Raw genomic sequence first — 23,839 nt, 5'->3', positions numbered from 1 at the left:
CGGGACTGCTGTGGCGACAGCCGCAGGGTGACACCCGGAAGGATCACCTGCTGGCCGCCGAGGGCTGTGGTGGTGGCACGACTGCCGTGCGACCTGCGGATTCGTAGCGTCGGGCCCGTGACCACGACACCGCACCACGATCCCGATGCGGCACGGTGGACCCGGCCCACCGCCCCACCCCCGACCCTTCCCGCGCCCCGCCTCCCGACCCTCCCCACCGGCCTGCCCGAGGAGCCCCACGGGCGGCGGCCGGCGCCGCCGGCGGTGCTGGCGACACGGATCGCCGGGCTGACCCTGACGGTCCTCTGCGCCTTCTGGCCCGCCCTGTTCGGCCTGATGGGGATCGCGTTCGGCCTGGGTCTCGCTGATGCGGGCGGCGTGATGTTCGGCGCGGTCATGGGCGCGGTCGCGATCGCCTGGCCGATCGGCTTCTGGTTCGCGACGAGCGGGGCGCGGCGGGTCTGGCCGGTGCTGATCGCGCTGGTCCCGACGTTCCTCGTGGCGGGCGGCAGCGTCTGGCTGTGGATGGCGGGCTGACCCCGAGAACGCCGCAGGGGCGGCGGGCCGAAGCCCACCGCCCCCGCGGGACGAACCAGGTGGCCGGACTCAGAAGTCCATGCCGCCCATGCCGCCGGTCGGGTCGCCGGCCGGGGCGGCGTTCTTCTCCGGCTTGTCGGCGATGACCGCCTCGGTGGTGAGGAACAGGGCCGCGATCGAGGCCGCGTTCTGCAGCGCCGAGCGGGTGACCTTGGCCGGGTCGATGATGCCGGCCTTGACCAGGTCCTTGTACTCACCGGTGGCCGCGTCGAGGCCCTCGCCGGCGGGGAGGTTGCGCACCTTCTCCGCCACGACGCCGCCCTCGAGGCCGGCGTTGATCGCGATCTGCTTGAGCGGCGCCTCCAGGGCGACCTTGACGATGTTCGCCCCGGTCGCCTCGTCGCCGTCCAGGCCGAGGCCCTCGAACAGGCCCGCACCGGCCTGGATCAGGGCGACGCCGCCGCCGGCGACGATGCCCTCCTCGACGGCCGCCTTCGCGTTGCGGACGGCGTCCTCGATGCGGTGCTTGCGCTCCTTGAGCTCGACCTCGGTGGCCGCGCCCGCCTTGATCACCGCGACACCGCCGGCCAGCTTGGCCAGGCGCTCCTGCAGCTTCTCGCGGTCGTAGTCCGAGTCGGTGCGCTCGATCTCGGCGCGGATCTGGTTGACGCGACCGGCGATCTGGTCGGCGTCGCCCGCACCGTCGACGATGGTGGTCTCGTCCTTGGTGACGACGACCTTGCGGGCGGTGCCCAGCAGCGACAGGTCGGCGTTGTCCAGCTTGAGGCCGACCTTCTCCGAGATGACCTCGCCGCCGGTCAGGATCGCCATGTCGGCGAGCATGGCCTCGCGGCGGTCACCGAAGCCCGGGGCCTTGATGGCGACGGACTTGAAGGTGCCACGGATCTTGTTGACGACGAGCGTGGCCAGGGCCTCGCCCTCGACGTCCTCGGCGATGATCGCCAGCGGCTTGCCCGACTGCATGACCTTCTCCAGCAGCGGGAGCAGGTCCTTGACGGTGGAGATCTTGGAGGAGACGAGGAGGATGTACGGGTCCTCGAGCTCGACCTCCATGCGCTCCGCGTCGGTCACGAAGTACGGGGAGATGTAGCCCTTGTCGAAGCGCATGCCCTCGGTGAGCTCGAGCTCGAGCCCGAAGGTCTGCGACTCCTCGACAGTGATGACGCCTTCCTTGCCGACCTTGTCCATCGCCTCGGCGATGAGCTCGCCGATCTGCTTGTCGGCGGCGGAGATCGACGCGGTGGCGGCGATCTGCTCCTTGGTCTCGACCTCCTTGGCCGACTTCAGGAGCGCCTGCGAGACGGCCTCGACGGCCTTCTCGATGCCGCGCTTCAGACCCATCGGGTTCGCGCCGGCGGCGACGTTGCGCAGGCCCTCGCGGACCAGCGCCTGCGCCAGCACGGTGGCGGTGGTGGTGCCGTCACCCGCGATGTCGTCGGTCTTCTTCGCGACCTCCTTGACGAGCTCGGCGCCGATCTTCTCCCAGGCGTCCTCGAGCTCGATCTCCTTGGCGATCGACACACCATCGTTGGTGATGGTGGGCGCGCCCCACTTCTTCTCCAGGACGACGTTGCGGCCGCGCGGGCCGAGCGTCACCTTGACGGCGTCGGCGAGGGTGTTCATGCCGCGCTCGAGCCCGCGGCGCGCCTCCTCGTCGAACGCGATCTGCTTCGCCATGGGGGTGGTCCTCCGGTTGGGATGACTCGTCGGTTCGAACACGGCGCCCGCGACGGACGGCCGGCAACCCTGCGCCGGCCTCACCGGCCCGACCTGGCACTCCCGACAGGCGAGTGCCAGCGCCGTTTTTAGCACTCGGGGTGGGTGAGTGCAACCGAGCGCGGGTCGACCCGACCGTGGTGTCGGCCCTGCGGCAGGATGGCCGGTGTGAGTGCCGCGAAACCGCCCCGCACCGTCGAGGAGCACCGGGCCGTCGTCGCGGCCCTCCTGCCGCCCACCGGGGTGGAGGTCGTGCCGCTCGCGGAGGCGCGCGGGCGGGTGCTCGCCGAGCCGGTCACCGCGGCGATCTCCCTGCCGCCCTTCGACAACTCCGCGATGGACGGGTACGCCGTCCGGGCCGCCGACGTGGCGGGGGCCACCGCGGACAGCCCGGTCACCCTGCCCGTCGCCGCCGACATCCCGGCGGGGCGCACGGACGTGCCGCCGCTGGAGCCCGGCACCGCCGCCCGGATCATGACCGGCGCCCCGGTGCCCGCGGGTGCCGACGCGATCGTCCAGGTCGAGCTGACGGACGGCGGCACCGAGCGGGTGGCGATCTCCGCGGCGCCCGCGGCCGGCACGCACGTGCGCACCGTCGGCGAGGACGTTTTCGAGGGCACCGCGGTGCTCGACGCCGGCACCGTCCTCGGTGCCGCGCAGATCGGGGTCGCCGCCGCGGTCGGCCGGGCCACGCTGCCGGTGCGCCGCCGGCCGCACGTCCTCGTCCTCTCCACCGGCTCCGAGCTCGTCGCGCCGGGCGAGCCGCTCGCGCCCGGCCAGATCTACGAGTCCAACGGCGCCATGCTCGCCGCGGCGGTGCGGGACGCGGGCGGCACCGCAGACCAGCTCCGCTTCGTCCCAGACGACGTCGAGCAGTTCCGGAAGGTCCTCGCCGAGCGGATCGTCGCGGGCGTCGACCTGGTGGTGACCTCCGGCGGGGTGAGCGCGGGGGCCTACGAGGTGGTGAAGGACGCGCTGACCGGCCACGGCGTGGAGTTCGTCAAGGTCGGCATGCAGCCGGGTGGCCCGCAGGGCGCGGGTGTGGTCGAGTTCGGCGAGGTCAGCTGCCCGGTCGTCACGCTGCCGGGCAACCCGGTGAGCTCCCAGGTCTCCTTCGAGGTGTTCGTGCGCCCCGTGCTGCGCCGGGCGATGGGCCACCCGTACCCCGACAGGCCGGTCGTCACGGCCCGCTCGCGCGAGGCGCTCCGCTCGCCCGCCGGGCGCACGCAGTTCCGCCGCGGCACGCTCGACGCGCGGGACGGCACGGTCGGCGAGGTCGGGTCGCCCGCCTCGCACATGCTCGCGGCTCTGGCCAGGGCGGACTGCCTGTTCGTGGTGCCGGCCGAGGCCACGGGCGTGCATCCGGGGGACGAACTCGAGGTGTGGCTGCTCGACAGCGCTCTGTGAGGGGCCTTTAGGGGGTACGGCGTCCCCCTGTCACCCGGAAAGTGGTACGCATCACATGCGGAGGGTGCAACACTTCGCGCCGCCGGGACGTCTTACCAGGTGAGTGTTCGGCCGATCGGTGCAGATCATCCAGTTCCTCGCGGATTGATCTGGACGATCGGTCGGGTGCTGGGGATACTTTGAGCGGGGGGCGGGTAACCACCTCTCGACGCACAGGACCTACCGCCCGTCGCTGGGGAGCGGACGAGCGGTTCCAAGGCCGGGGTCGCCGTCTCGGGGGATGGCGGCCCCGGCCCTTTGCTGTCGAGCGGCGTACCGCCCCGTTCGGCCGTCGGGCCCGCAGGGGCCCCACCGCCCGGTCCCGGGATCGCAGTAGCGTGGCGCCCGCGCCCTCCCTCCCGCACCGGCCGGGAGACCGGGAGAACCGGCGTTGCCGACGAGGAGCCGCTGGCACCATGGCCGCGACCACCCCCGCGACCCCGCCCCCGGGCGCACCCGGGGCCGGCCCCCACGACAGGCCCGGGACCACCTCCGAGCTGCATTCGGCGGGTGCCCCGCCGGCCACCGGCGGCGAGAACCCGGTGCTGCACGCCGCGAAGCTGGTGCGCGAGGCCGTCCCGCCGCTGCATCCCGGCGGCCGCCCGATCATCGCCGCCGTCGCGGCCGCGGCCGGCGCAGTCCGGCTGCTGACGGGCCGGGGTACCGGTGTGGGCCTGCTGGCCACCGCCGCCACCGCGGCCTTCTTCCGCGCGCCGCGACGCGTGCCGCCGCCGCGGCCGGGTGCCGTCCTCGCCCCGGCCGACGGCACCGTCGCGCTGATCTCCGAGGTCGTCCCGCCCGCGGAGCTGGACCTGCCGCGCGAGCCGGTCACCCGGGTCAGCGTGTTCCTCTCCGTGCTCGACGTGCATGTCCAGCGCATCCCGATGCACGGCCGGATCCGCTCGGTCGAGTACCGCCCCGGCGCCTTCCTCTCCGCGGACCTGGACAAGGCGAGCGAGGACAACGAGCGCAACGCCCTGGTCCTGGAGACGCAGTCCGGGCACCTGGTCGGCGTCGTCCAGATCGCCGGGCTGCTGGCGCGGCGGATCCGCTGCGACGTGAAGCCGGGCGACGAGGTCGCCGCGGGTGAGACCTACGGGCTCATCCGGTTCGGCTCGCGCGTCGACACCTACCTCCCGCCGGGCGTCGCCCCCGAGGTGTCGGTGGGGCAGCGCACCATCGGCGGGGAGACCGTCCTTGCGGACCTCGCCGTGGTGAAGGACGCCGTGGGGCAGGAGGCCGTGGTGAACGACGCCGTCGACAAGGACCGGCCGTGAACACCTACCAGGCGGGCGTGAGGCTGCTGCCCAACGCCGTCACCGTCCTCGCGCTCTGCGCCGGGCTCTCGGCGGTCAACTTCGCGCTGGCCGGCCGGTTCGAGCTGTGCATCGCCGCCGCGGGCGCGGCCGCCCTGTGCGACGCCCTCGACGGCGGCCTCGCCCGCCTGCTCGACGCCAGCAGCCGCATCGGGCAGGAGCTGGACTCGCTGGCGGACCTGGTGTCCTTCGGCGTCGCCCCGGCGCTGGTCATCTACATCTGGTCGCTGCAGGGCACCCGGCTCGGCTGGGTGGTCGCGCTGATCTTCGCCGTCTGCATGGCGCTGCGGCTGGCCCGCTTCAACACCCTGATCGACGACGAGGACCAGCCGCCGTTCGCCAAGGAGTTCTTCGTCGGGGTCCCGGCCCCGGCGGCGGCGCTCACGGCCGGCATCCCCCTCTACCTCTTCCTGCACTTCGGCCCGGGCTGGTGGTCGTCGCCGGTCACGGTCGGGGTGTGGGCGCTGTGCACCGCGGCGCTCATGGTCAGCCGCATCCCCACGCTCTCGCTGAAGACCGCGCGCGTGCGGCCGCGGTACGTCGCGCCGCTGCTCGTGCTGGTCGGGGTGGCCGCGGCGATCCTGCTGACCGCGCCCTTCCTCGGGATGGCGCTGATCGGCGTCGGCTACCTGCTGCTCATCCCGTACACGGTGTACCGCTACAAGTGGCTGGAGCGGCACCCGGAGGCGTGGGGCGTGCCGGTGCGCGAGCGCCGGGCCGGCGACCGAGCCGCCCGGGCGGCCCGCCGGCTCGGCCTGCGGCCGCCGCTGCGCCGCCGGGTCGCCGGCCGGACCATCGCCGTCGCCCGCAACATGGGCGGGATGGTGCGGCGCCGCAGCGCGGAGGACCCCGTCGAGCCGTTCGACGGCGGCCCCGCGCGCCCGGTCCGCCCGATGCGCCCGCTCGGGCAGACCCGGCGGTTGCCCAGCACCGAGCGCCGCCGGGGGCTGCGGCGCCGGTGAGGGCAGCCGTCGAACGGCGGCCCGACCCCGCAGGACGCCCCGATCGGATCGATACGGTGAACCGGTGCCCGTGATCACGTTGGTCGCCCGCCTCGCCACGTCCGCCGTCGACGCCCGGCGGGGCGTCGTGCGGCTCCACCCCGAGGTGCTCGACGCGCTGCACCTGCGCAGCTGGGACGCCGTCACCCTCACCGGCGCCCGGGCTACCAGCGCCCTCGCCGTCGCCGGCGACCCGGCGGCCGCGCCCGGCCAGGCCCTGCTCGACGACGTCACCCTCTCCAACGCCGGCCTCACCGACGGGGCGTCCGTGGTCGTCGGGCCGGTGGCGGTGGCCCCGGCCCGGCGGGTGGTGCTCGCCGGCTCGCGGCTGGTGCGCAGCGCCGTCCCGCCGGCCACCGCCCGGCTCGCGCTGCTCGGCAAGGTCCTGACCGGCGGCGACGCCGTGTCCCTGCTGCCGCAGGACATCGCCCCGCCGCCCGGGGCGGACGTCCCGAAGGCCCGCCGCGCCCTCGCCGCCGCGATCGGCGGGGCCTGGACCAGCGAGCTGGTCACGGTCTCGCAAGCCGACCCGCCCGGTCCCGTCTCGGTGCACCCGACCACCGTCGTCGGCTGGCTGGACGGCCCGACGACGGCGGACTCCCCGGCGGCCCCGGCCGCCGAGCCGCGGCCGTCGGGCAGGCCCGCCGCGCCGCACCCGGCACCGCCGGCCCCGCCCGTCCCGGACGCGACGGCGGAGCCGACGCTCCCGCTCGACGCCCTGGTCGGCAACACCGCGCCCGCGCGCCGGCTCGTCGAGTGGCTGGAGCTGACCTTCTCGCGGCCCGAGCTGCTGGTCCGCCTCGGCGGCACGCCCCGGCTCGGGGTACTGGTGACCGGGCCGGAGGGCGTCGGGAAGACGACGCTGGTCCACAGCGTGGCGAGCGCGGTCGGGGCCGGCTGCGTGGAGCTGCCGGGGCCGGCGATCGCGGCGCTGGAGCCGGCGTCGGCCGCGGCGCGGGTGCAGGAGTGCCTGACCCGGGCCCGCGGCGAGGCCGGTGCCGGACGTCCGGTGGTCCTGCTCGTCACGGACGTCGACGCGCTGCTGCCCGCCGCCTCGCCGCCGCCGCTCGCCACCCTGGTCCTCGACGGGCTGCGGGAGGCGATCGGCACCCCGAACCTCGCCCTCGTCGCGACGACGGCGGCGCCCGAGGCCGTCGACCCGCGGTTGCGGGCCCCCGACCTGGCCGACCGGGAGCTCGGGCTGGGCCTGCCCGACGCGTCGGTGCGGGCCGACCTGCTCCGCCGGCTGCTCGCCGACGTCCCGCTGGCCGAGGACGTCGACCTCGCCGCGGTCGCCTCGCGCACCCCCGGGTTCGTCGTGGCCGACCTGGCCGCGGTCCGCCGCGAGGCCGCGGTGACCGCGGCGCTGCGCCACGGGGCCGGGAGCAGCCCCGCCGAGGTCCCGGCCCCGGCGGTGGTCGACGACGCCGCCCCCGGTCCCGTCGAGCCCGCGGCCGCTCCGGAGGCGGACGGCGCCCGGATCGAGATGGCCGACCTGCTCGGCGCGGTGGGGTCGGTGCGGCCGATCTCCATGTCCTCCACCGGCACCCTGCAGACCGGCGGCCTCACCCTCGACCAGGTGGGCGACATGACCGAGGTGAAGCAGGCGCTCACGGAGGCGGTGCTCTGGCCGCTGCGGTACCCGGACTCCTTCGCCCGGCTCGGGGTCGAGGCCCCGCGCGGCGTGCTGCTCTACGGGCCGCCCGGCGGCGGCAAGACCTTCCTGCTCCGCGCGTTGGCCGGATCCGGTCAGCTCAACGTGTTCTCGGTGAAGGGCGCCGAGCTGCTGGACAAGTACGTGGGCGAGTCCGAGCGGGCGGTCCGCGAGCTGTTCCGCAAGGCCTCGGACGCCGCGCCGGCGCTCGTGTTCCTCGACGAGGTCGACGCCCTCGCCCCGCGCCGCGGCGGCTCCACCGACTCCGGCGTGGCCGACCGGGTGGTCGCCGCCCTGCTCACCGAGCTCGACGGGGCCACGCCGTTGCGCGAGGTCGTCGTGGTCGGCGCGACGAACCGGCCGGAGCTGGTCGATCCCGCGCTGCTGCGCCCGGGGCGACTGGAGCGGCTGGTCTTCGTGCCGCCGCCCGACGCCGAGGCGCGCGCCGACATCCTGCGCGCGGCGGGCCGCAACACCCCGCTGGCCGCGGACGTGGACCTGGCCGACCTCGCCGCCGGCCTCGAGGGCTACTCGGCCGCCGACTGCGCGGCCGTGCTGCGCGAGGCCGCGCTGACCGCGATGCGGGAGTCGCTCGACGCCACCGAGGTCACCGCCGCGCACCTGGAGAAGGCCCGTCGGGCCGTCCCGCCGAGCCTCGACCCGGTGCAGGTCGCCGAGCTGGAGGCCTACGCGGCGCGGCGCGCCGCCGACTAGGGCCGTACAACGGCGAACGGCGCGCCCCGGGTGGGGGCGCGCCGTGCGCTGGGGAGCGGATCGGTCAGTGGGGTGTCACTTGGTCTTGTAGTCCTGGGTGACGATCACGATGAGACCCGGGCTGGCGTCCTGGATGCCCTCGAAGCGCGGCTCCACGCGCAGCCCGTACTCCTGGGCCAGCCGGTCCGCGGAGGCCTGCTCGCTCGTGCCGGGCCGGTAGTAGACCGTGCTGCTCGGGATCACGCCGTACGGGTAGCCGGTGGTGTCGGTGACCGTCCAGCCGCCGTTGCGGAAGTCCGCCGCGGCCCGCGCGGCCAGGCCCTCGACCGTGCTGTTGTTGTAGACGCGCAGCGGCAGCGTGGGGGCGGCCGCCGCGCCGCCGCCGTAGCTCCCGGCGCCGGCGGCACCTGGAGCGCCCGCGCCACCCGCGGCACCCGCAGCGCCCGCGGCCCCGGCGGCACCGCCTGCCACCGGCGGCGCGACCGGCGCGGCCGTGGTGGTCGGCGCGAGCGCCGTGGGGGTGGCGGGGAAGGAGGGCAGCGGGACCTCGTCCGTGCCCGAGCCCGGTGCCGGGGTCGCGGGGGCGACCGAGGCGGTGGGCGGGGCCGCGGTGGACCCCGACCCGTCGTCCGAGCCCCCGTCCCCGGTGCCCAGGGTGACCAGCCCGATCACGGCGGCGATCACGGCGACGCCGACGAGCGCGATGCCACCGACCTTCAGCGGCGACGGTCCGGACGCGGGTGCGGTCACGTCAGTCCTCCGGTGCGGGGGCGGCGGGCGGGGTCACGGTCACCACGGCTCCATGCCGAGCCGCCGGGCGGCGCGGGTGCGCTGCCGGCTGGCGCGCAGCCGGCGGAGCCGCTTGACCAGGAGGGGATCGGCGGCGAGCGCCTCGGGGGTGTCGACCAGTGCGTTGAGCACCTGGTAGTAGCGGGTGGCCGACATGTCGAACAGCTCACGGATGGCCTGTTCCTTGGCCCCCTGGTACTTCCACCACTGACCCTCGAAGGCGAGGATCTCGCGCTCGCGGCGGTCCAGTTCGCGGACCGGCGGGCCGGCGGGACGGTTCGTCCCGCTGGTTTCCGTGGCGGACTCCATCACGCTCCCTGCACAGTCGCTCCGTCCGGAATGACACGGCTGTCATTCGCGGGCGTCATTGAACCACGATGGACCGACAGAAACGGGGCGGACGCGCCACCCGGCGGCGTGAATCGGGGGAAGGCCGGGCGGGTCCCGCGCGGACATTACTGTCTGGGTGTGGCCGTCCGACCCATCGTCATCATCGGCGATCCCGTCCTGCACACCCCGACCCGCCCAGTCGAGACGTACGACGACGAGCTCCGGACCCTGGTCGCGGACATGTTCGACACCATGGCGGCGGCACACGGGGTGGGTCTCGCGGCCAACCAGATCGGCGTCGGGCTGCGCGTGTTCGTCTACGACTGCCCCGACGAGGAGTCGCGGACGATGCGCCGCGGCGTGGTCGTGAACCCGGTGCTCACCACGTCGGACAAGCCGGAGGGCATGCCGGACCCGGACGAGGACGACGAGGGCTGCCTCTCCGTCCCCGGCGAGCAGTACCCGACCGGCCGTGCCGAGTGGGCGAAGGTCACGGGCACGGACGAGTTCGGGGAGCCCGTCGAGGTCGAGGGCAAGGGCTTCTTCGCGCGCTGCCTGCAGCACGAGACCGACCACCTCGACGGCCTCGTCTACGTGGACCGCCTCGTGGGGCGGAACCAGCGCGCCGCCAAGAAGATGCTGCGCAAGCACGGCTGGGGCGAGCCCGGCCGGACCTGGGACCCGGCCACCCAGCAGGCCGAGGAGGTCTGACCGGCGCGCCGGCGCCCCCCACCCCGGCGGCGCCTCGTACATCTCCTCGGGACCTCGCACACCCCTCGGGGCCAGTAAGCGCACCCGGCATGTCCGTCGCACACCCCGTCGACGGCCCGCGGCACGCTCCATCGGGTGTGCGGCACCGGCGTGACCGTGAGACCGGGAACACGCGGCCCGGCCACTCCGTTGAGCCTCCTGCAACGCTGTAATCAGGAGGCTCACCATGGAGGAGCTCGACGCCTACTCCCGCACGGTCAGCACGGTCGCCGCGGAGCTCACGCCCCGCGTCGCGGCGGTCCGGTTCGGCCGCGGCTCCGGCTCGGCGGTAGTGGTCGCGCAGGGGGAGCTGCTGACGAACGCGCACGTCGTGGGCCGCTCCACCCGGGGCCGGGCCGACTTCGCCGACGGCGCCCAGGTCCCCGTCCAGGTGACCGGCTCGGACCCGCTGTCCGACCTCGCGCTGCTGCGCGCCGACGAGCCGCTGCCGGAGCCCGCGCGCCTCGGCGAGGCGGACGCGCTCGTCGTCGGCCAGCTCGTGGTCGCGGTCGGGAACCCGCTCGGCCTGGCGGGGTCGGTCACGGCCGGGGTGGTGAGCGCGCTCGGCCGGGCCCTGCCCACGCGGGACGGGTCCGCCGGCCGGGTCGTCGAGGACGTCATCCAGACCGACGCGGCCCTCAACCCCGGCAACTCCGGGGGCGCGCTCGCCGACGCCCGCGGCCGGGTCGTCGGGATCAACACGGCGGTGGCGGGGACGGGCCTGGGCCTCGCCGTGCCGATCAACGCGACCACCCGGCGGATCGTGGAGACGCTGCGCCGCGAGGGCCGGGTGCGCCGCGCCTACCTCGGGGTCGTGGGCGCCCCGGCCCCGGTGCCGGCCGTGGTCGCGGACCGCTACGGGCGGCGCAACGGGCTGCGGCTCGCCGAGGTGGTCACCGGGAGCCCCGCCGAGCGGGCCGGGCTGCGCCGCGGCGACCTGGTGCTCGACGTCGGGCGGAAGCCGGTCGAGGACGCGCAGGGCATCCAGCGCCAGCTCTTCGGCGACGCCATCGGGGTCCCGCTGCCGGTCACGGTGCTGCGCAACGGGGCGATGGTCGACGTGGTCGCGGTCCCCACCGAACTGTGAGCGGCAGGTGCCCCTGGTGGGGCACCTGCCGCTCACGACCCGCTCCGAGCAGGGAGGACGTCAGGACTTGGGGTCCAGCACGAAGACCGGGATCTGCCGGTCCGTCTTCTCCTGGTACTCCGCGTAGGAGGGGTAGGCGTCGACCGCGCGGTCCCACCACGCGGCGCGCTCCGGGCCGTCGACCTCGCGGGCGACGTACGTCTTCGTCTCGGTCCCGTCCTGCAGCGGGAACTCGGGGTGCGCCTTGATGTTGTAGTACCAGACCGGGTGCTCGGGGGCCCCGCCCTTGGACGCCACGACCGCGTAGCTGCCGTCGTGCTCCACGCGCATCACGGGGGTGTAGCGCAGCTTCCCGGACTTCGCGCCGCGCAGGGTCAGCAGCACGACCGGGCTGCCCAGGACGTCGACGCCCTCGGTCGTGCCCGTCTCCAGGATCTTCTTCGTCTGGTCCTGAACCCAGCCCTCGGGGCTGAGCTCCACCTTCTCGTCGGCCATGCCCCGGGGAACCCGGTCTTCCGGCGCGGCATTCCGTGCACGCGGGTGATTCACCCCGGGCTACCGTCCTCCCATGCCCGAACCGTCCCTCGGCACGACCCCGCCCCGCGTCATGACGATCGCGGGGACCGACTCCGGCGGCGGCGCCGGGATCGCGGCGGACCTGCGCACCTTCGCGGCCTGCGGGGTGCACGGCTGCCTCGCCGTGTGTGCCGTCACCGTGCAGAACTCGGTCGGGGTCACGGGGGTCCACACGATCCCGCCGGAGACCGTCGCCGCCCAGATCGCCACCGTGGCGTCGGACATCGGGCTCGACGCGGCCAAGACCGGCATGCTCGCCGGCGCCGAGATCATCGAGGCGGTCGCCGCCGCCTGCGACGCCAACGGCATCGGCGCCGACGGCCGGACGCCGCTGGTCATCGATCCGGTCGCGGCCTCCATGCACGGCGACCAGCTGCTCGCCGACTCCGCGCTCGACGCGTTCCGCGGGCTGCTCTTCCCGCGCGCGACCCTGGTGACCCCGAACCTCGACGAGGTGCGCCTGCTCATCGGGATCGACGTGCACGACCGCGAGGCGCAGTACGCCGCGGCGAAGGAGCTGCACGCCCTCGGCCCGCGGGCGGTGCTCGTCAAGGGCGGGCACCTCGCCGAGGACACGGACGGCTGCCTCGACCTGTTCTTCGACGGCGAGACCTTCACCGAGCTGCCCGGCCCGCGGTTCGCGACCGGCCACACCCACGGCGGCGGCGACTCGCTGGCCGCGGCGATCGCGTCGGGCCTCGCCCGCGGGCTCGCGCTGCCCGAGGCGGTGGGGTTCGGCAAGCGCTACATCGTCGAGGCGGTGCGGCACGCCTATCCTCTCGGGCAGGGTCACGGCCCCGTCTCCCCGCTCTGGGCGGTGCGCCCCTGGTGGGACACTCCGCCATCTGTGTGAACGTTCGTTCGGTCAGGGAAGCCTGCCCCGAGTGCGATCCGCAGCTGCGGTGTGCTCTCGGCCGGATCGCCGCTGCAGCGGATCCGGCTGGCGGTGCGATCGACTTAGGGCACGCTAACCTGCAGGTCAGGGCCCTGAGGCAGGTCGCACGCGGCCGCGCGCGGGGCTAGTGTCGCGCCCGATGAGCATCTTGGGCACGCGCGTTGTCCGTACCGAGGACCCGGTGTTCCTCACACGGGGCGCGACATACACCGACGACCTGACCGACGAGCGGCTCACCGGGGCACTGCACGTGACCCTGGTCCGCTCCCCGCTGGCCCACGCCACGATCAACTCGATCGACGTCGAGGAGGCGCGCAACGCCCCCGGCGTCGTCGCGGTCTTCACCGGCGCCGACTGCGACATCGCGCCGGCGCTGCTGTTCCCGGCCGCGAACAAGGCGATGCTGCGGCCGTTCCTGGCGACCGACCGGGTGCGCTACGTCGGCGAGGCGGTCGCGGCCGTCCTCACCGAGGAGGCCTACCAGGGCGAGGACGCCGCGGACCTGGTGGACGTCGACTACGAGCCGCTCGACGCGGTGGTCGACATGAAGGAGGCCCTCAAGGACGAGGTCCTCCTGTTCCCCGAGGCCGGGACGAACAGCGTCACCGCGATGCACCTCGCCAAGGAGGAGCCGGGCGACGACTTCTTCGCCGACTGCGAGGTCGTCGTCAGCCGGGAGATCGTGAACCAGCGCGTCGCCGCGGCGCCGCTGGAGACCCGCGCCGCCTCCGCCTACTGGGGCGAGGACGGCCGCTGCACGATCTTCTGCTCCACCCAGAACGCGCAGAGCGCCCGCGACGAGGTCGCCGGCTGGCTCGGCATGGACGCCAAGGACCTGCGGCTGATCCTGCCGGACGTCGGCGGCGGCTTCGGCGCGAAGATCGGCGCCGACCCCGAGTTCGCGCTGGTCGCGTGGCTGTCGAAGAAGGTGGGCCGGCCGGTCCGCTGGAACGAGAGCCGCTCGGAGAACATGACCGGGATGGTGCAGGGCCGCGCCCAGCTGCAGACCATCACGATCGGCGGCGACCGGGACGGCACCGTCAAGGCCTACCGGCTCGACGTCGTGGCCGACGCCGGCGCCTACCCGCGCCTCGGCGTCGCCCTCCCGATGTTCACGCGGATGATGGCGCCCGGCACCTACGACATCCCGAAGGTCTGGTCGACCGCCCAGGTCGTCGCGACCAACACGACGTCGACCGCGGCCTACCGCGGCGCCGGCCGCCCGGAGGCCACCCAGGCCATCGAGCGCGCGATGGACCTCTTCGCGGACGAGATCGGGATGGACCCGGCCGAGCTCCGCAAGAAGAACGTCATCAAGCCCGAGCAGTTCCCCTTCACCACGAAGGGCGGCGCCGAGTACGACTCGGGCGAGTACGCCAAGGCGATCGACCTGGCCTGCCAGGCGGCGGACTACGAGGGCCTGCGGGCCGAGCAGGCGCGCCGCCGCGAGCGCGGGGACGCGCTGCAGCTCGGCATCGGCGTCTCGTCGTACGTCGAGATCACCGGCGGCGGCGCGTTCGTGGAGAACGCGACCGTGCAGGTGCACCCGGACGGCACCGTCACGGTGCTCACCGGCACCTCGCCGCACGGCCAGGGCCACGCGACCGCGTGGGCCATGCTGGCCAGCGAGGAGCTCGGCATCCCGGTCGAGAAGATCACCGTGAAGCACGGCGACACGGACCTGATCCCCACGGGCGCCGGCACCATGGGCTCGCGCAGCCTGCAGACCGGCGGCGTCGCGGTGCACAACGCCGCGGTCGAGCTGGTCGAGCTGGCCAAGCAGCGCGCCGCGGACGTGCTCGAGGCGAGCGTCGGCGACCTGGAGCTGGACAAGGCCACCGGGTCGATCGTGGTCAAGGGCGCCCCGGGCGCGAAGAGCGTCTCGCTGGCCGACCTGGCCGGCACCGAGGAGCTCAAGGTCTTCCACGAGTGGGACGCCAAGAAGCCGACCTTCCCGTTCGGCGCGCACGTCGCCGTCGTCGAGGTCGACGTGGAGTCCGGCAAGGCCACCGTCGAGCGGATCTGGGCGCTCGACGACGCCGGCCCGATCCTCAACCCGCTGATCTTCGACGGCCAGCGGCACGGCGGCATCGCGCAGGGCATCGCGCAGGCGATGCTCGAGGAGGTCGTGTTCGACTCCGAGGGCCAGCCGCTCACGGCGACCTTCGCGGACTACGGCATCCCCTCGGCCGCGGAGCTGCCCAGCTTCGACCTGGTCAACATGGAAACCCCCACGACGATCAACTCCATGGGTTTCAAGGGCGTCGGCGAGGCCGGGACCATCGGGTCCTGCCCCGCGGTGCACAACGCGGTGATCGACGCCGTGTCGCACCTCGGCGTCAGCCACATCGACATGCCCCTCACCCCCGTGCGGGTGTGGACCGCCATCCACGAGGCCCAGAAGGAGTCGGCCAAGTGAAGGTAGAGATCACGGTCAACGGCGAGCACACCAGCCACGACGTCGAACCGCGTACCCTGCTCGCGCACTACCTGCGCGAGAACCTCGGCCTGAAGGCCACCAACATCGGCTGCGACACCACGTCGTGCGGCGCCTGTACCGTCCTCGTCGACGGCGAGGCGGTGAAGTCCTGCACGGTCCTCGCGGTCCAGGCCGACCAGCAGTCGGTCACCACGATGGAGGGCCTCGAGGGCGCCGCGCAGGGCGAGCTGGGCCACCCCGTCACCCGGGCGTTCCGCCAGGAGCACGGCCTGCAGTGCGGCTTCTGCACCCCGGGCATGGTGATGGCCGCGGTCAGCCTCATCGACGAGAACCCGGACCTCACCGAGAAAGACGTCCGGGAGGGGCTGGAGGGCAACCTCTGCCGCTGCACCGGCTACCACAACATCGTCCGCGCCGTGCTGGTCGCCGCGGGCAAGGACCCCGACGCCGCGCAGGCCGCCGAGGCCGTGTCCGGCGAGCGCACCACGGCGCCGGGCTTCTCCACCGGGGAGGGCGACAAGTGATCCCCGTCGGCTTCGACTACCAGCGCCCCGAGTCGGTCGACGCGGCCCTGGCCCTGCTCGCCGAGCACGGCGACGACGCCACGGTGCTGGCCGGCGGGCACTCGCTGCTCCCGGTCATGAAGCTGCGCCTGGCCGCGCCCGAGGTCGTCATCGACATCGGGCGGGTGGCCGAGCTCAACTACATCCGGGTCGACGGCGACGAGATCGCCATCGGCGCGGGCACCCGCTACCGGGACATCGTGATCTCCGACGTGCTGGCGAAGGAGTGCGCGCTGCTCCCGGCCGTCACCCGGACCGTCGGCGACCCGCAGGTCCGCCACCGCGGCACCCTGGGCGGCGCGCTCGCCCACGGCGACCCGGCCGGCGACCTGCCCGCCGCGATCCTCGCGCTCGAGGGCACGATCGTGCTCCGCAGCCCGCGGGGCGAGCGGAAGGTCCCGATCACCGAGTTCTACACCGGGGTGTTCTCCTCGGTGAAGGAGCCGGACGAGCTGATCGTCGAGATCCGGGTGCCCCGCACGGGCAGCACCGGGTGGGCCTACGAGAAGTTCACCCGGCGCAGCAACGACTGGGCGATCGTGGCCGTGGCCGTGGTGACCGCCGCGGACGGCGCGCGCCGGATCGGGCTGGTCAACATGGGCTCGACCCCGCTGCGGGCGAAGGCCACCGAGGCCGCGCTGGCCGAGGGCAAGAGCATCGAGGAGGCCGCCGCGCTGGCCGCCGAGGGCACCGAGCCCCCGGCCGACAACGCCGGCACCCCCGAGTACCGCCGTCACCTGGTGACGGTGCTGACCCGGCGGGCCCTGCAGACCGCCGCGGGCTGACCCCCGCACGCCCGGCGTCCCGGTCCCCGTCCGCGGGGGCCGGGACGCCGGCGTTCTCGGGGTCGGTCGGCCCATTGTGTGCCCGGTCGGCCGCGAGGACCCTGACCGGCGTCCGGCGGCGCCGCCGGGGCGCCGCCCCGACCGGAAGGAGGTGGACCGTGTTCGCACGTTCCACCACCGTCCTGGCCCACCGGGAGAACATGGACCGCGGCATCATGCTGATCCGCGACGAGGTCATGCCCGCGGTGCTCGACATGTCCGGGTGCATCGGCATGTCGATGCTCGCGGACCGGGAGTCCGGCCGCTGCATCGCGACGACGGCCTGGGAGTCCCGCGAGGCGATGGAGGCCTCCGCGACGGCGGTCCGGCCGATGCGCGACCGGGCGGCCGACGCCCTCGGAGGCACCGCGCAGGTCGACGAGTGGGAGATCGGCGTGCTGCACCGCGACCACCCGTCCGCGCCCGGCGCCTGCGTGCGGGTCACGTGGGTGCGGACCGACCCGGGGACGATGGACCGGGCCGTCGAGTACTACAAGACGATGCTGCTGCCGGAGATGGAGCAGTGGGACGGGTTCTGCAGCGCCAGCATGCTGCTCGACCGGACCGAGGGGCTCTCCGTCTCGTCGGTGACCTACGACAGCCGCGAGGCCATGGGCGCCCTCCGCGACCGGGCCTCCCGCATCCGGGACAAGGCCATGCAGGAGATCGGCGCCGAGGTCCTCGAGGTCCGCGAGTTCGAGCTGGCCCTGGCCCACCTGCGGGTGCCCGAGCTCGTCTGAGCGCCGTGCCTCAGGGCGCCGGCCGCACCAGGCCGGCGTCCTGGGCACGCGCTCGTCAGGCCCCCGGCGCCGGCACCTCGGTCACGGGTTCCGCGCGGTCGTCGTACTCCAGGCGCAGGGCCCGGCTGATGGTCGCGTGCATCTCGTACAGGCAGGTCACGTAGGTCAGCAGGAGGATCTGCTCGTCGTCGAGGCCGCCCGCCCGCAGCGCCTCGACGACACCGTCCGGGACCCGGCCGCCGTCGAGGACCAGGGCGTCGGTGTGGGCGAGGACCGCCCGCTCCACCGGGCTCCAGCAGTCCGCGGCCGCCCACGCCGGGATCGCCGCGATCCGCTCCTCCGGCACGCCGAGGGTCCGCAGGGCCTTGCAGTGCTGGGAGAACACGAACGCGCTGCCCCGCGCCCAGCCCGCCCGGCACTGGCCGAGCTCGCGCAGCACCGGGTCGAGCCGGGCGCCCCGGTAGAGGGCGAAGCCGTCGACGGCGTGCCGGAAGGTGTCGGGGGACAGCGCGAACACCGTCCACCAGTCGCCCGGCGTGCCGGTGGCCGTGCCGGGCTCGGCCACCGGGTCGCGGTCCGGGCCGAAGAGCCGGTCGTAGAACTCGAGGATGCGCGGGTCGGTGACCTCCGCGCGCGGGACCTGGCGCAGCCTCGGCATCAGGCGGTCGCCGTCGGGACGCGCCGTTCGGCGGCCGTCCGCGGGGCGTGCGTGACGTCCTCGGGCCCGAAGGAGCGGGTCCAGCAGGCGAACTCCAGCAGCTCGCCGTCCGGGCCGGAGAAGTAGAACGACCGCACGAAGACGCCCGGGTGGAACTCGCGCGCCACGGTGCTCGGGCTGTCGTCGTGGTCGAGGATCGGGCTGACGTCGACGCCCTTGGCCGCGAGCCGGCGCCGGTACTCCTCGAACTCCTGCACCGGCACGTGGAAGGCCACGTGGTTCATCGAGCCGGTCGCGCTGGCCAGGTCGCCCTCACCCGGCTTGACGGCCGGCGCGGAGATGCCGGGCACGCCGTCGGGCGCCTCCGGGAACCAGAAGAAGGCCAGGCAGTCGCCGCCGCCGCAGTCGAAGAAGAAGTGCTGGCCCCCGCCGGGCAGCTCGATGGTCTTGATCAGCGGCATGCCCAGCACGCCGGAGTAGAAGTCGATCGTGCGCGCCATGTCCGAGCAGACGAGCGCGAGGTGGTTGATGCCGCCGAGCCGGAACTCGGTGTTGACGGCGCCCATGCCGTGCCCTCCTCCTGGGGTCCTCCCCGTCGAGGTGCTCCCAGGAAACCCCGCGGGTGACGGTGACGTCAACGGTCGACGACCAGCCACCCGCCGTGGTGCTCCGAGACCTCGAAGGGCAGGCCCGTCTCCTCGCCGAGCCGGTGCAGCGCGCCGGCGTCGAACGTCGTCACGTGCCCCCAGGTCTCGTTGGGGAGCTGCTCGAACGGCACGGCGACGACGACCCGGCGCCGGGCCAGCCGGATCGCCTCGGCCAGCACGGCCTTGCCCTCCTCGGCGGGCAGGTGCTCGAGCAGGTGCACGGCGAACACGGTGTCGGCGTGGCCGTCGGGCAGCGGGACGTGGCGGGCGTCGGCGACGACGGTGTCGACGGCCAGCCCGAGCCGCGGGGCCATCCGGTCGAGCAGGCCGACGGTGCCGGGAACGAGGTCGGTCGCGGTGACCTCGTGCCCGGCCTGCGCGAGCCGCAGCGCGAGGAACCCGAAGCAGGACCCCAGCTCCAGCACGCTCCCGACGGCCAGCTCCTCGGCGCGCTCGTGCACCGGCTTGAGCTCGGCGTTGGTGCCGCCGGGCTCCGGCTCGCCGCGCAGCGCGTCGAGGGTGTTGCGGTAGAACGCGAGCCAGGCCTCCTCGGGGTCCGGGGCGCCCGAGGTGACGATCGCGACGAAGGCCTCCTCGAACCGCTCCGGCGGCAGCACCCCGGGCACGACGAGCGTGCGGTCCAGCCAACCGGCCAGGTCGTTGTCCAGCCGTGCGAGCCCGATCATGGCGCTCCCTTCCGCTCCTCCCCGACGCTAGGGACGCGCGGGGCTGGACGGGCCGGCGCGAGGCGCGAACCGTCCGGCCCGGCACGGCGAACCGTCCGACCGGGCAGGGCGGGATCGGCCCGTCCGGCGGGCGCGCGGGAAGTGCCGGCCCGACCGGTGCCGGGTCAGGGGAACCGTTCGATGTTCGCCTCGACCCAGCGGCGCAGCGCGTCGAGCGGGGCGTTGGCGTCCCGGCCGAGGTCGGTGAGGGCGTACTCGACGTGCAGCGGGACGGCCGGGTACACCGTGCGGTCGACGAGCCCGTGCTCCTCGAGCCGGCGCAGCACCGCGGTGAGGACCTTGGGGCTGATCCCCTCCAGCCGGCGCTTCACCTCGCCGAACCGCAGCGGCCCGTCGACGAGGGCGCCGAGGGCGAGCGCGCTCCACTTGTCGGCCAGCAGGTCGAGCACCGAGCGGCAGGGGCAGTTGGCCAGGTAGGCGTCCGGCGGCGCGTCGAGGGCGGGCACGAGCTGCATGGTATCCGAAGGGAACCAGCTTCCCTTGCGGGTAACCGGTACCTCTCGCATACCGTCGCGGCCATGAGCACACGCACCACCGCGATCGACGCCTTCACGTTCACGGAGATCGACCACGAGGTCGGCGACCCCGGCCCGCACGACCTGCTCGTCGAGGTGCGGGCCGTCTCGGTGAACCCGGTCGACACCAAGGTCCGGGCCGGGCTCGACACCCCGCGCGTCCTCGGCTTCGACGCCGCCGGCGTGGTGCGGGCCGTCGGCTCCGCGGTCACCGCGTACGCCGCGGGCGACGAGGTGTACTACGCCGGCACGATCGACCGGCCGGGCAGCAATGCCGGGCTCCAACTGGTGGACGAGCACATCGTGGGCCGCAAGCCGCGCACGCTGGACTGGGCGGAGGCCGCGGCGCTGCCGCTGACCACCATCACCGCCTGGGAGACCCTGTTCGACGCCCTGCGACTCGGCCCCGCCAGTACGGGGCGCCTGCTCGTCGTGTCGGCGGCCGGAGGGGTCGGGGCGATGGTGACCCAGCTGGCCAAGATGCTGACCGGCGTCGAGGTGATCGGCACGGCGTCGCGCGAGGAGTCCGCGGAGTTCGCGCGGAGCATGGGCGCGGACCACATCGCGGACCACCACTCGCTGGTCGAGTCGGTGCGGAAGGTGGTCCCGGACGTCCGGTACGTGTTCTCGCCGGTCTCGGGCAAGAACGTCGAGGCCTACGCGGAGCTGCTCACCCCGCGCGGCGAGATCGTGGCGATCGACGAGCCGCCGGGCATGGACCTGCTGCCGCTGAAGTCGAAGAGCATCACCTGGCACTGGGAGCTGATGTTCACCCGGCCGCTGTTCCAGAAGACCGACGCCACCCAGCGCGAGCTGCTGAACCGCGTCGCGGAGCTGGTCGACGAGGGCCGGATCCGCACCACCCTCACCACCACGTTCGACGGCCTGACCGGCGAGAACCTGCGCAAGGCCCACGAGCAGCTGGAGTCCGGCCGCACGATCGGCAAGGTCGCCCTGACCCTCTGACCTCGTGAGTGGCGATAGTCGCCATGGCGACTATCGCCACTCACAGGGTCTGTCAGCGCCCGATGAGCTCCCCGGCCATCTCGTTCGTCGTCTGCTCGAGGCCCGTAAGGTCGCGCACCACCCGGACCCGGTCGCAGTACTCGGCGTAGTCCGGGAGGTCGCAGCGGCCCAGGCCCCACGAGTAGCGGGGCTCGGGCGTCAGCCAGATGGTCTCCCGGGCGCGCCGGGTGATCTCGACGAACGCCTCCATGTTCGGGTCGTTGCCGTTGCCCCGGCCGTCGCCGAGGATCAGCACCGTCGAACGCCGGGTCACCGCCGAGCCGTGCTCCTCGAGGAACCGACCGAAGGCCAGCCCGTAGTTCGAGTTGGCGTCGACGTCGATCACGTCGCCGCCGAACACCAGCCCGAGCGCGTGCTCCACGGGGTGGTCGGCGAACAGCTCCGTGATCTCGGCGATCTCGTCGACGAACGCGAACGACCGGACCTGCCCGAACAGGTCCTGCAGGCCGTGGACCAGGTGCAACGTGAACCGGGCCGTGGCCCGCACCGACAGCGACACGTCCGTCAGGACGACGAGCCGGGGCTTGTCCTCCTGCCGGCGCACCGTGACCGGGGTGAACGGGACGCCGTCGAACCGCATGTTCCTGCGCATGGTGCGGCCCGAGTCGATCCGGCCCTGCGGCGAGACCCGGCGGCGGTGCGTCAGCGCCCCGTGCAGCGTCTTCGCGAGCCGACGCAGCGAGTCCTCCAGTTGCATCCGCTCGGTCTCGCCGGCCCGGTCCACCTCGGCGACCCGGCCGTCGCCCTCGCCGCCGTCGATGATCCGCTGCTCGATCTCCAGCAGCCGCTCCAGGTGCGCCTTGATGGCCTCCGGGAGGTTCTGCAGGACGCCGGCGAGCCGGCGGCGCAGGGCCGCGGCGTCGTCCTCCGTCCCCTCCGTGCCGGCGACGTCCTCCTCCGCAGCGGTCAGCCAGCCCAGCAGCGCCTCCTGCTCGGCGACGGAGAGGTCGGCGTCGACCTTGGTGCCGGTGGCCGTCGAGATGTCGCCGGGCAGCCCCGCGCCGGAGAGCCGGTCGGTCTCGATCTGCACCCGGTTGCCCTCGGACAGCGGCTGTCCCTGGTTGTCCTCGGAGAAGACGATCTCCTCGGTCATCGCGGCCAGGTCGATCTTGTTGGCCTCCTGGTGCAGGTTGTACTGCTGCGCCAGGTCCTCCGGGTCGAAGTAGTCCCGGATGTCGACGGGCTTGCCGTGCTCGTGGCCCTGCTGCGGGGTCTCCGAGGGGTCCTCGGAGAACGTGAAGTCGTCGAGCGTGCCCTCGTCGGAGAGATCGCCGTGCCCGTGCCCGTGGCCGTGGCCGGTCTGCGGCTCACCCACCTTGACCAGCGAGAAGAACAGGTCGAAGACCTCGTCGAACGTCGCCTCGTCCCGCCGGTCCTTCACCAGCGCGACGCGCAGCGCCTCCTTGAGGACCGCCTTGTCGGCCAGCACGCCCGGCTGCGACGCGCACCGCATGGCGTCGACGGCCTCGGAGACCGAGACCCGCACGCCGCGGATGCGCAGCAGCCGGACGAACCGGTGGATGCTGGCCTCCATCTAGAGTGCCCGCTTGCGTCCGAGGCCGAAGGAACGCGAACCCTGGCCCGACGTGACCGACCGGGGCTTGGCGGGGGCGTCGCGCTCGGACCCCTTGGCGTAGTTCGGCGTGCCGTAGACGCCCTCGCCGTGCCGACCGGCGGTGTCCCGGCCGGCGCGGACCTGCCTGCCGTCGACGTCCCCGTCGTCGTCCTCGTCGTCCTCGTCGTGCGAGTGGCCGTGGCCGTGACCGTGGCCGTGGCCGTGCCCGTGGCCGGGCTCCTCGATCTCGGCGTTCGGGTCGACCAGGCGGGGCAGGGCGTCGAGCGCCTTCTTGACGTCCTTGTCGTACTTGACGACCACTGAGACGGTGTCGGAGAGGACCTGCGAGTTGAGCTCGTCGACGCCGAGGACCGCCAGCGTGCGGGCCCAGTCGATCGTCTCGGAGATGCTCGGCGCCTTGCGCAGCTCGAGCTCGCGCAGCCCGCGCACGACGTTGACCAGCTCCTCGGCGAGCGAGTCCGCCAGCCCGGTCTTCTTCGAGCGGACGATCTCCAGCTCGCGCTCGGCGGAGGGGTAGTCGAGGAACAGGTGCAGGCAGCGGCGCTTGAGCGCGGCGGCGAGGTCGCGGGTGTTGTTCGAGGTCAGCAGCACGTACGGGCGCTGCTTCGCGGAGAAGGTCCCGACCTCGGGCACGGAGATCTGGAACTCGCCGAGGGTCTCCAGGAGCACGGCCTCGAGGGCCTCGTCCGCGCGGTCGACCTCGTCGATCAGCAGCACGACGGGCTGCTCGGAGCGGATCGCCTCGAGCAGCGGGCGCGGCGCGAGGAAACGCTCGGAGAAGAACACGCTCTCGTTCTCGCCGATCCGCTCGACGGCCGTGGCCAGGTCCGGGGCGTCCTCGACGACCTGCCCGATCTTCTCGCGCAGGATCTGCGTGTACATGAGCTGCTTGCCGTAGTCCCACTCGTACAGGGCCTTGGTCTCGTCCTGGCCCTCGTAGCACTGCAGGCGGAGCAGCCGGCGGCCGGTCGCCGCGGCGAGCATCTTGGCCAGCTCGGTCTTGCCGACGCCGGCGGGTCCCTCGAGCAGCAGCGGCTTGTCCAGCCGGGTGAGCAGGAAGACCGTCGTGGCGAGCCGGGTGTCGGCGATGTAGCCCTGGTCGTGGAGCGCGGCCACGACCTCGTCGACGGACTCGAACGGCGGGTCGGGATCGGTCTGCGGGCCGTCGGAGAGGCCGTCGGACAGGCTGGTCAAGGCCGGAACTCCTTCCGCGCGGCTCGCCGGCGAGCCGCGGTGTGCGCACGTGGAGGGGCGCTCAGGCGGGCGGGCCCG

General features: G+C 73.9%; 23 protein-coding genes. 13 read left to right on the top strand and 10 right to left on the bottom strand.

The window, feature by feature from the left end; all coding sequences use genetic code 11:
* Nucleotides 1-117: 117 nt before the first annotated feature.
* Nucleotides 118-537, top strand: coding sequence for a hypothetical protein (locus PKE99_RS24285; RefSeq protein ID WP_156067754.1), 420 nt, complete (start codon nt 118-120; stop codon nt 535-537).
* 69 nt (nt 538-606) lie between these two features.
* Here the strand turns inward: PKE99_RS24285 and groL are convergent, their stop codons facing one another.
* Complete coding sequence (gene groL, locus PKE99_RS24280) at nt 607-2,235, bottom strand: chaperonin GroEL (protein ID WP_037048718.1); 1,629 nt, start codon at nt 2,233-2,235, stop codon at nt 607-609.
* A 198-nt stretch (nt 2,236-2,433) separates the two neighbouring features.
* Between groL and moeA the strand changes: the two genes are divergently transcribed.
* The 4 genes from moeA (at nt 2,434) to PKE99_RS24260 (ending at nt 8,405) form a co-directional block, all read left to right on the top strand.
* Nucleotides 2,434-3,681, top strand: coding sequence for a molybdopterin molybdotransferase MoeA (moeA, locus tag PKE99_RS24275; protein ID WP_037048721.1), 1,248 nt, complete (start codon nt 2,434-2,436; stop codon nt 3,679-3,681).
* 455 nt (nt 3,682-4,136) lie between these two features.
* Nucleotides 4,137-4,997 (top strand): phosphatidylserine decarboxylase, encoded by an 861-nt coding sequence (locus PKE99_RS24270; protein ID WP_081924397.1) that lies wholly within the window; start codon nt 4,137-4,139, stop codon nt 4,995-4,997.
* Nucleotides 4,994-5,998 (top strand): CDP-alcohol phosphatidyltransferase family protein, encoded by a 1,005-nt coding sequence (locus PKE99_RS24265; RefSeq protein ID WP_271214918.1) that lies wholly within the window; start codon nt 4,994-4,996, stop codon nt 5,996-5,998. The genes PKE99_RS24270 and PKE99_RS24265 overlap by 4 nt, the downstream gene beginning before the upstream one ends.
* 64 nt (nt 5,999-6,062) lie before the next feature.
* On the top strand, nt 6,063-8,405 hold the full coding sequence (locus PKE99_RS24260; RefSeq protein ID WP_425566507.1) for an AAA family ATPase: 2,343 nt from the start codon (nt 6,063-6,065) through the stop codon (nt 8,403-8,405).
* Between the two features lie 75 nt (nt 8,406-8,480).
* Here the strand turns inward: PKE99_RS24260 and PKE99_RS24255 are convergent, their stop codons facing one another.
* Both PKE99_RS24255 and napA read right to left on the bottom strand, forming a co-directional pair.
* Nucleotides 8,481-9,155 (bottom strand): LytR C-terminal domain-containing protein, encoded by a 675-nt coding sequence (locus PKE99_RS24255; protein WP_051737775.1) that lies wholly within the window; start codon nt 9,153-9,155, stop codon nt 8,481-8,483.
* A gap of 39 nt (nt 9,156-9,194) precedes the next feature.
* The gene (gene napA, locus PKE99_RS24250) at nt 9,195-9,503 is read right to left on the bottom strand and encodes a nucleoid-associated protein NapA (RefSeq protein ID WP_037048722.1); all 309 of its coding nucleotides are present in this window, start codon (nt 9,501-9,503) and stop codon (nt 9,195-9,197) included.
* Between the two features lie 159 nt (nt 9,504-9,662).
* Here napA and PKE99_RS24245 point away from each other — a divergent pair, with 159 nt between their 5' ends.
* On the top strand, nt 9,663-10,235 hold the full coding sequence (locus tag PKE99_RS24245) for a peptide deformylase (protein WP_037048724.1): 573 nt from the start codon (nt 9,663-9,665) through the stop codon (nt 10,233-10,235).
* Between the two features lie 226 nt (nt 10,236-10,461).
* Nucleotides 10,462-11,361 (top strand): S1C family serine protease, encoded by a 900-nt coding sequence (locus PKE99_RS24240; protein ID WP_037048726.1) that lies wholly within the window; start codon nt 10,462-10,464, stop codon nt 11,359-11,361.
* Nucleotides 11,362-11,421: 60 nt separating this feature from the next.
* On the opposite strand, the gene PKE99_RS24235 is transcribed toward PKE99_RS24240, so the two are convergent.
* Nucleotides 11,422-11,856 (bottom strand): nitroreductase family deazaflavin-dependent oxidoreductase, encoded by a 435-nt coding sequence (locus PKE99_RS24235; protein WP_037048730.1) that lies wholly within the window; start codon nt 11,854-11,856, stop codon nt 11,422-11,424.
* Between the two features lie 73 nt (nt 11,857-11,929).
* Here PKE99_RS24235 and thiD point away from each other — a divergent pair, with 73 nt between their 5' ends.
* The 5 genes from thiD to PKE99_RS24210 all read left to right on the top strand — a co-directional run bounded on the left by thiD (nt 11,930) and on the right by PKE99_RS24210 (nt 17,399).
* Nucleotides 11,930-12,790 carry a bifunctional hydroxymethylpyrimidine kinase/phosphomethylpyrimidine kinase gene (gene thiD, locus PKE99_RS24230; RefSeq protein WP_037048732.1) on the top strand — a complete coding sequence of 287 codons (861 nt, stop codon included), beginning with the start codon at nt 11,930-11,932 and terminating at the stop codon, nt 12,788-12,790.
* A 181-nt stretch (nt 12,791-12,971) separates the two neighbouring features.
* Nucleotides 12,972-15,251: a xanthine dehydrogenase family protein molybdopterin-binding subunit gene (locus PKE99_RS24225; protein WP_037048850.1), complete on the top strand. Its 2,280-nt coding sequence runs from the start codon at nt 12,972-12,974 to the stop codon at nt 15,249-15,251.
* The gene (locus PKE99_RS24220) at nt 15,248-15,796 is read left to right on the top strand and encodes a (2Fe-2S)-binding protein (protein ID WP_037048735.1); all 549 of its coding nucleotides are present in this window, start codon (nt 15,248-15,250) and stop codon (nt 15,794-15,796) included. Before PKE99_RS24225 ends, PKE99_RS24220 begins: the two co-directional genes overlap by 4 nt.
* Nucleotides 15,793-16,620 (top strand): FAD binding domain-containing protein, encoded by an 828-nt coding sequence (locus tag PKE99_RS24215; RefSeq protein ID WP_037048738.1) that lies wholly within the window; start codon nt 15,793-15,795, stop codon nt 16,618-16,620. Before PKE99_RS24220 ends, PKE99_RS24215 begins: the two co-directional genes overlap by 4 nt.
* 158 nt (nt 16,621-16,778) lie before the next feature.
* Nucleotides 16,779-17,399 carry an antibiotic biosynthesis monooxygenase gene (locus PKE99_RS24210; RefSeq protein WP_037048739.1) on the top strand — a complete coding sequence of 207 codons (621 nt, stop codon included), beginning with the start codon at nt 16,779-16,781 and terminating at the stop codon, nt 17,397-17,399.
* Between the two features lie 55 nt (nt 17,400-17,454).
* On the opposite strand, the gene PKE99_RS24205 is transcribed toward PKE99_RS24210, so the two are convergent.
* From PKE99_RS24205 to PKE99_RS24190, 4 genes are all read right to left on the bottom strand, one after another.
* Nucleotides 17,455-18,057, bottom strand: coding sequence for a carboxymuconolactone decarboxylase family protein (locus tag PKE99_RS24205; protein ID WP_037048741.1), 603 nt, complete (start codon nt 18,055-18,057; stop codon nt 17,455-17,457).
* Entirely contained in the window at nt 18,057-18,623 is a 567-nt protein-coding gene (locus tag PKE99_RS24200; RefSeq protein ID WP_037048743.1) for a VOC family protein, read from the bottom strand. Before PKE99_RS24200 ends, PKE99_RS24205 begins: the two co-directional genes overlap by 1 nt.
* Before the next feature lie 68 nt (nt 18,624-18,691).
* On the bottom strand, nt 18,692-19,390 hold the full coding sequence (gene mftM / locus PKE99_RS24195; protein ID WP_051737776.1) for a mycofactocin oligosaccharide methyltransferase MftM: 699 nt from the start codon (nt 19,388-19,390) through the stop codon (nt 18,692-18,694).
* A 164-nt stretch (nt 19,391-19,554) separates the two neighbouring features.
* The gene (locus PKE99_RS24190) at nt 19,555-19,896 is read right to left on the bottom strand and encodes a winged helix-turn-helix transcriptional regulator (protein WP_231498304.1); all 342 of its coding nucleotides are present in this window, start codon (nt 19,894-19,896) and stop codon (nt 19,555-19,557) included.
* A gap of 72 nt (nt 19,897-19,968) precedes the next feature.
* Here PKE99_RS24190 and PKE99_RS24185 point away from each other — a divergent pair, with 72 nt between their 5' ends.
* On the top strand, nt 19,969-20,931 hold the full coding sequence (locus PKE99_RS24185) for a zinc-binding alcohol dehydrogenase family protein (RefSeq protein WP_037048747.1): 963 nt from the start codon (nt 19,969-19,971) through the stop codon (nt 20,929-20,931).
* A 52-nt stretch (nt 20,932-20,983) separates the two neighbouring features.
* Here PKE99_RS24185 and PKE99_RS24180 read toward each other — a convergent pair whose 3' ends face one another.
* On the bottom strand, nt 20,984-22,525 hold the full coding sequence (locus PKE99_RS24180; protein WP_037048749.1) for a VWA domain-containing protein: 1,542 nt from the start codon (nt 22,523-22,525) through the stop codon (nt 20,984-20,986).
* Nucleotides 22,526-23,761, bottom strand: a complete 1,236-nt coding sequence (locus PKE99_RS24175) for an AAA family ATPase (RefSeq protein ID WP_081924401.1) — start codon at nt 23,759-23,761, stop codon at nt 22,526-22,528.
* Between the last annotated feature and the right edge of the window lie 78 nt (nt 23,762-23,839).

The organism is Pseudonocardia halophobica (assembly GCF_027922425.1).
Taxonomy (GTDB): Bacteria; Actinomycetota; Actinomycetes; order Mycobacteriales; family Pseudonocardiaceae; genus Pseudonocardia; species Pseudonocardia halophobica.
Note: the sequence above shows the minus strand (reverse complement) of the source record. Positions and strands in the feature narration are given on the sequence as shown.

Excerpts from the sequence above, each read along its gene's own strand:
- groL (WP_037048718.1), bottom strand. The coding sequence starts at position 2,235 with ATGGCGAAGCAGATCGCGTTCGACGAGGAGGCGCGCCGCGGGCTCGAG.
- moeA (WP_037048721.1), top strand. The coding sequence starts at position 2,434 with ATGGCCGGTGTGAGTGCCGCGAAACCGCCCCGCACCGTCGAGGAGCAC.
- PKE99_RS24270 (WP_081924397.1), top strand. The coding sequence starts at position 4,137 with ATGGCCGCGACCACCCCCGCGACCCCGCCCCCGGGCGCACCCGGGGCC.
- napA (WP_037048722.1), bottom strand. The coding sequence starts at position 9,503 with ATGGAGTCCGCCACGGAAACCAGCGGGACGAACCGTCCCGCCGGCCCG.
- PKE99_RS24240 (WP_037048726.1), top strand. The coding sequence starts at position 10,462 with ATGGAGGAGCTCGACGCCTACTCCCGCACGGTCAGCACGGTCGCCGCG.
- PKE99_RS24235 (WP_037048730.1), bottom strand. The coding sequence starts at position 11,856 with ATGGCCGACGAGAAGGTGGAGCTCAGCCCCGAGGGCTGGGTTCAGGAC.
- thiD (WP_037048732.1), top strand. The coding sequence starts at position 11,930 with ATGCCCGAACCGTCCCTCGGCACGACCCCGCCCCGCGTCATGACGATC.
- PKE99_RS24225 (WP_037048850.1), top strand. The coding sequence starts at position 12,972 with ATGAGCATCTTGGGCACGCGCGTTGTCCGTACCGAGGACCCGGTGTTC.
- PKE99_RS24205 (WP_037048741.1), bottom strand. The coding sequence starts at position 18,057 with ATGCCGAGGCTGCGCCAGGTCCCGCGCGCGGAGGTCACCGACCCGCGC.
- PKE99_RS24200 (WP_037048743.1), bottom strand. The coding sequence starts at position 18,623 with ATGGGCGCCGTCAACACCGAGTTCCGGCTCGGCGGCATCAACCACCTC.
- mftM (WP_051737776.1), bottom strand. The coding sequence starts at position 19,390 with ATGATCGGGCTCGCACGGCTGGACAACGACCTGGCCGGTTGGCTGGAC.
- PKE99_RS24185 (WP_037048747.1), top strand. The coding sequence starts at position 19,969 with ATGAGCACACGCACCACCGCGATCGACGCCTTCACGTTCACGGAGATC.
- PKE99_RS24180 (WP_037048749.1), bottom strand. The coding sequence starts at position 22,525 with ATGGAGGCCAGCATCCACCGGTTCGTCCGGCTGCTGCGCATCCGCGGC.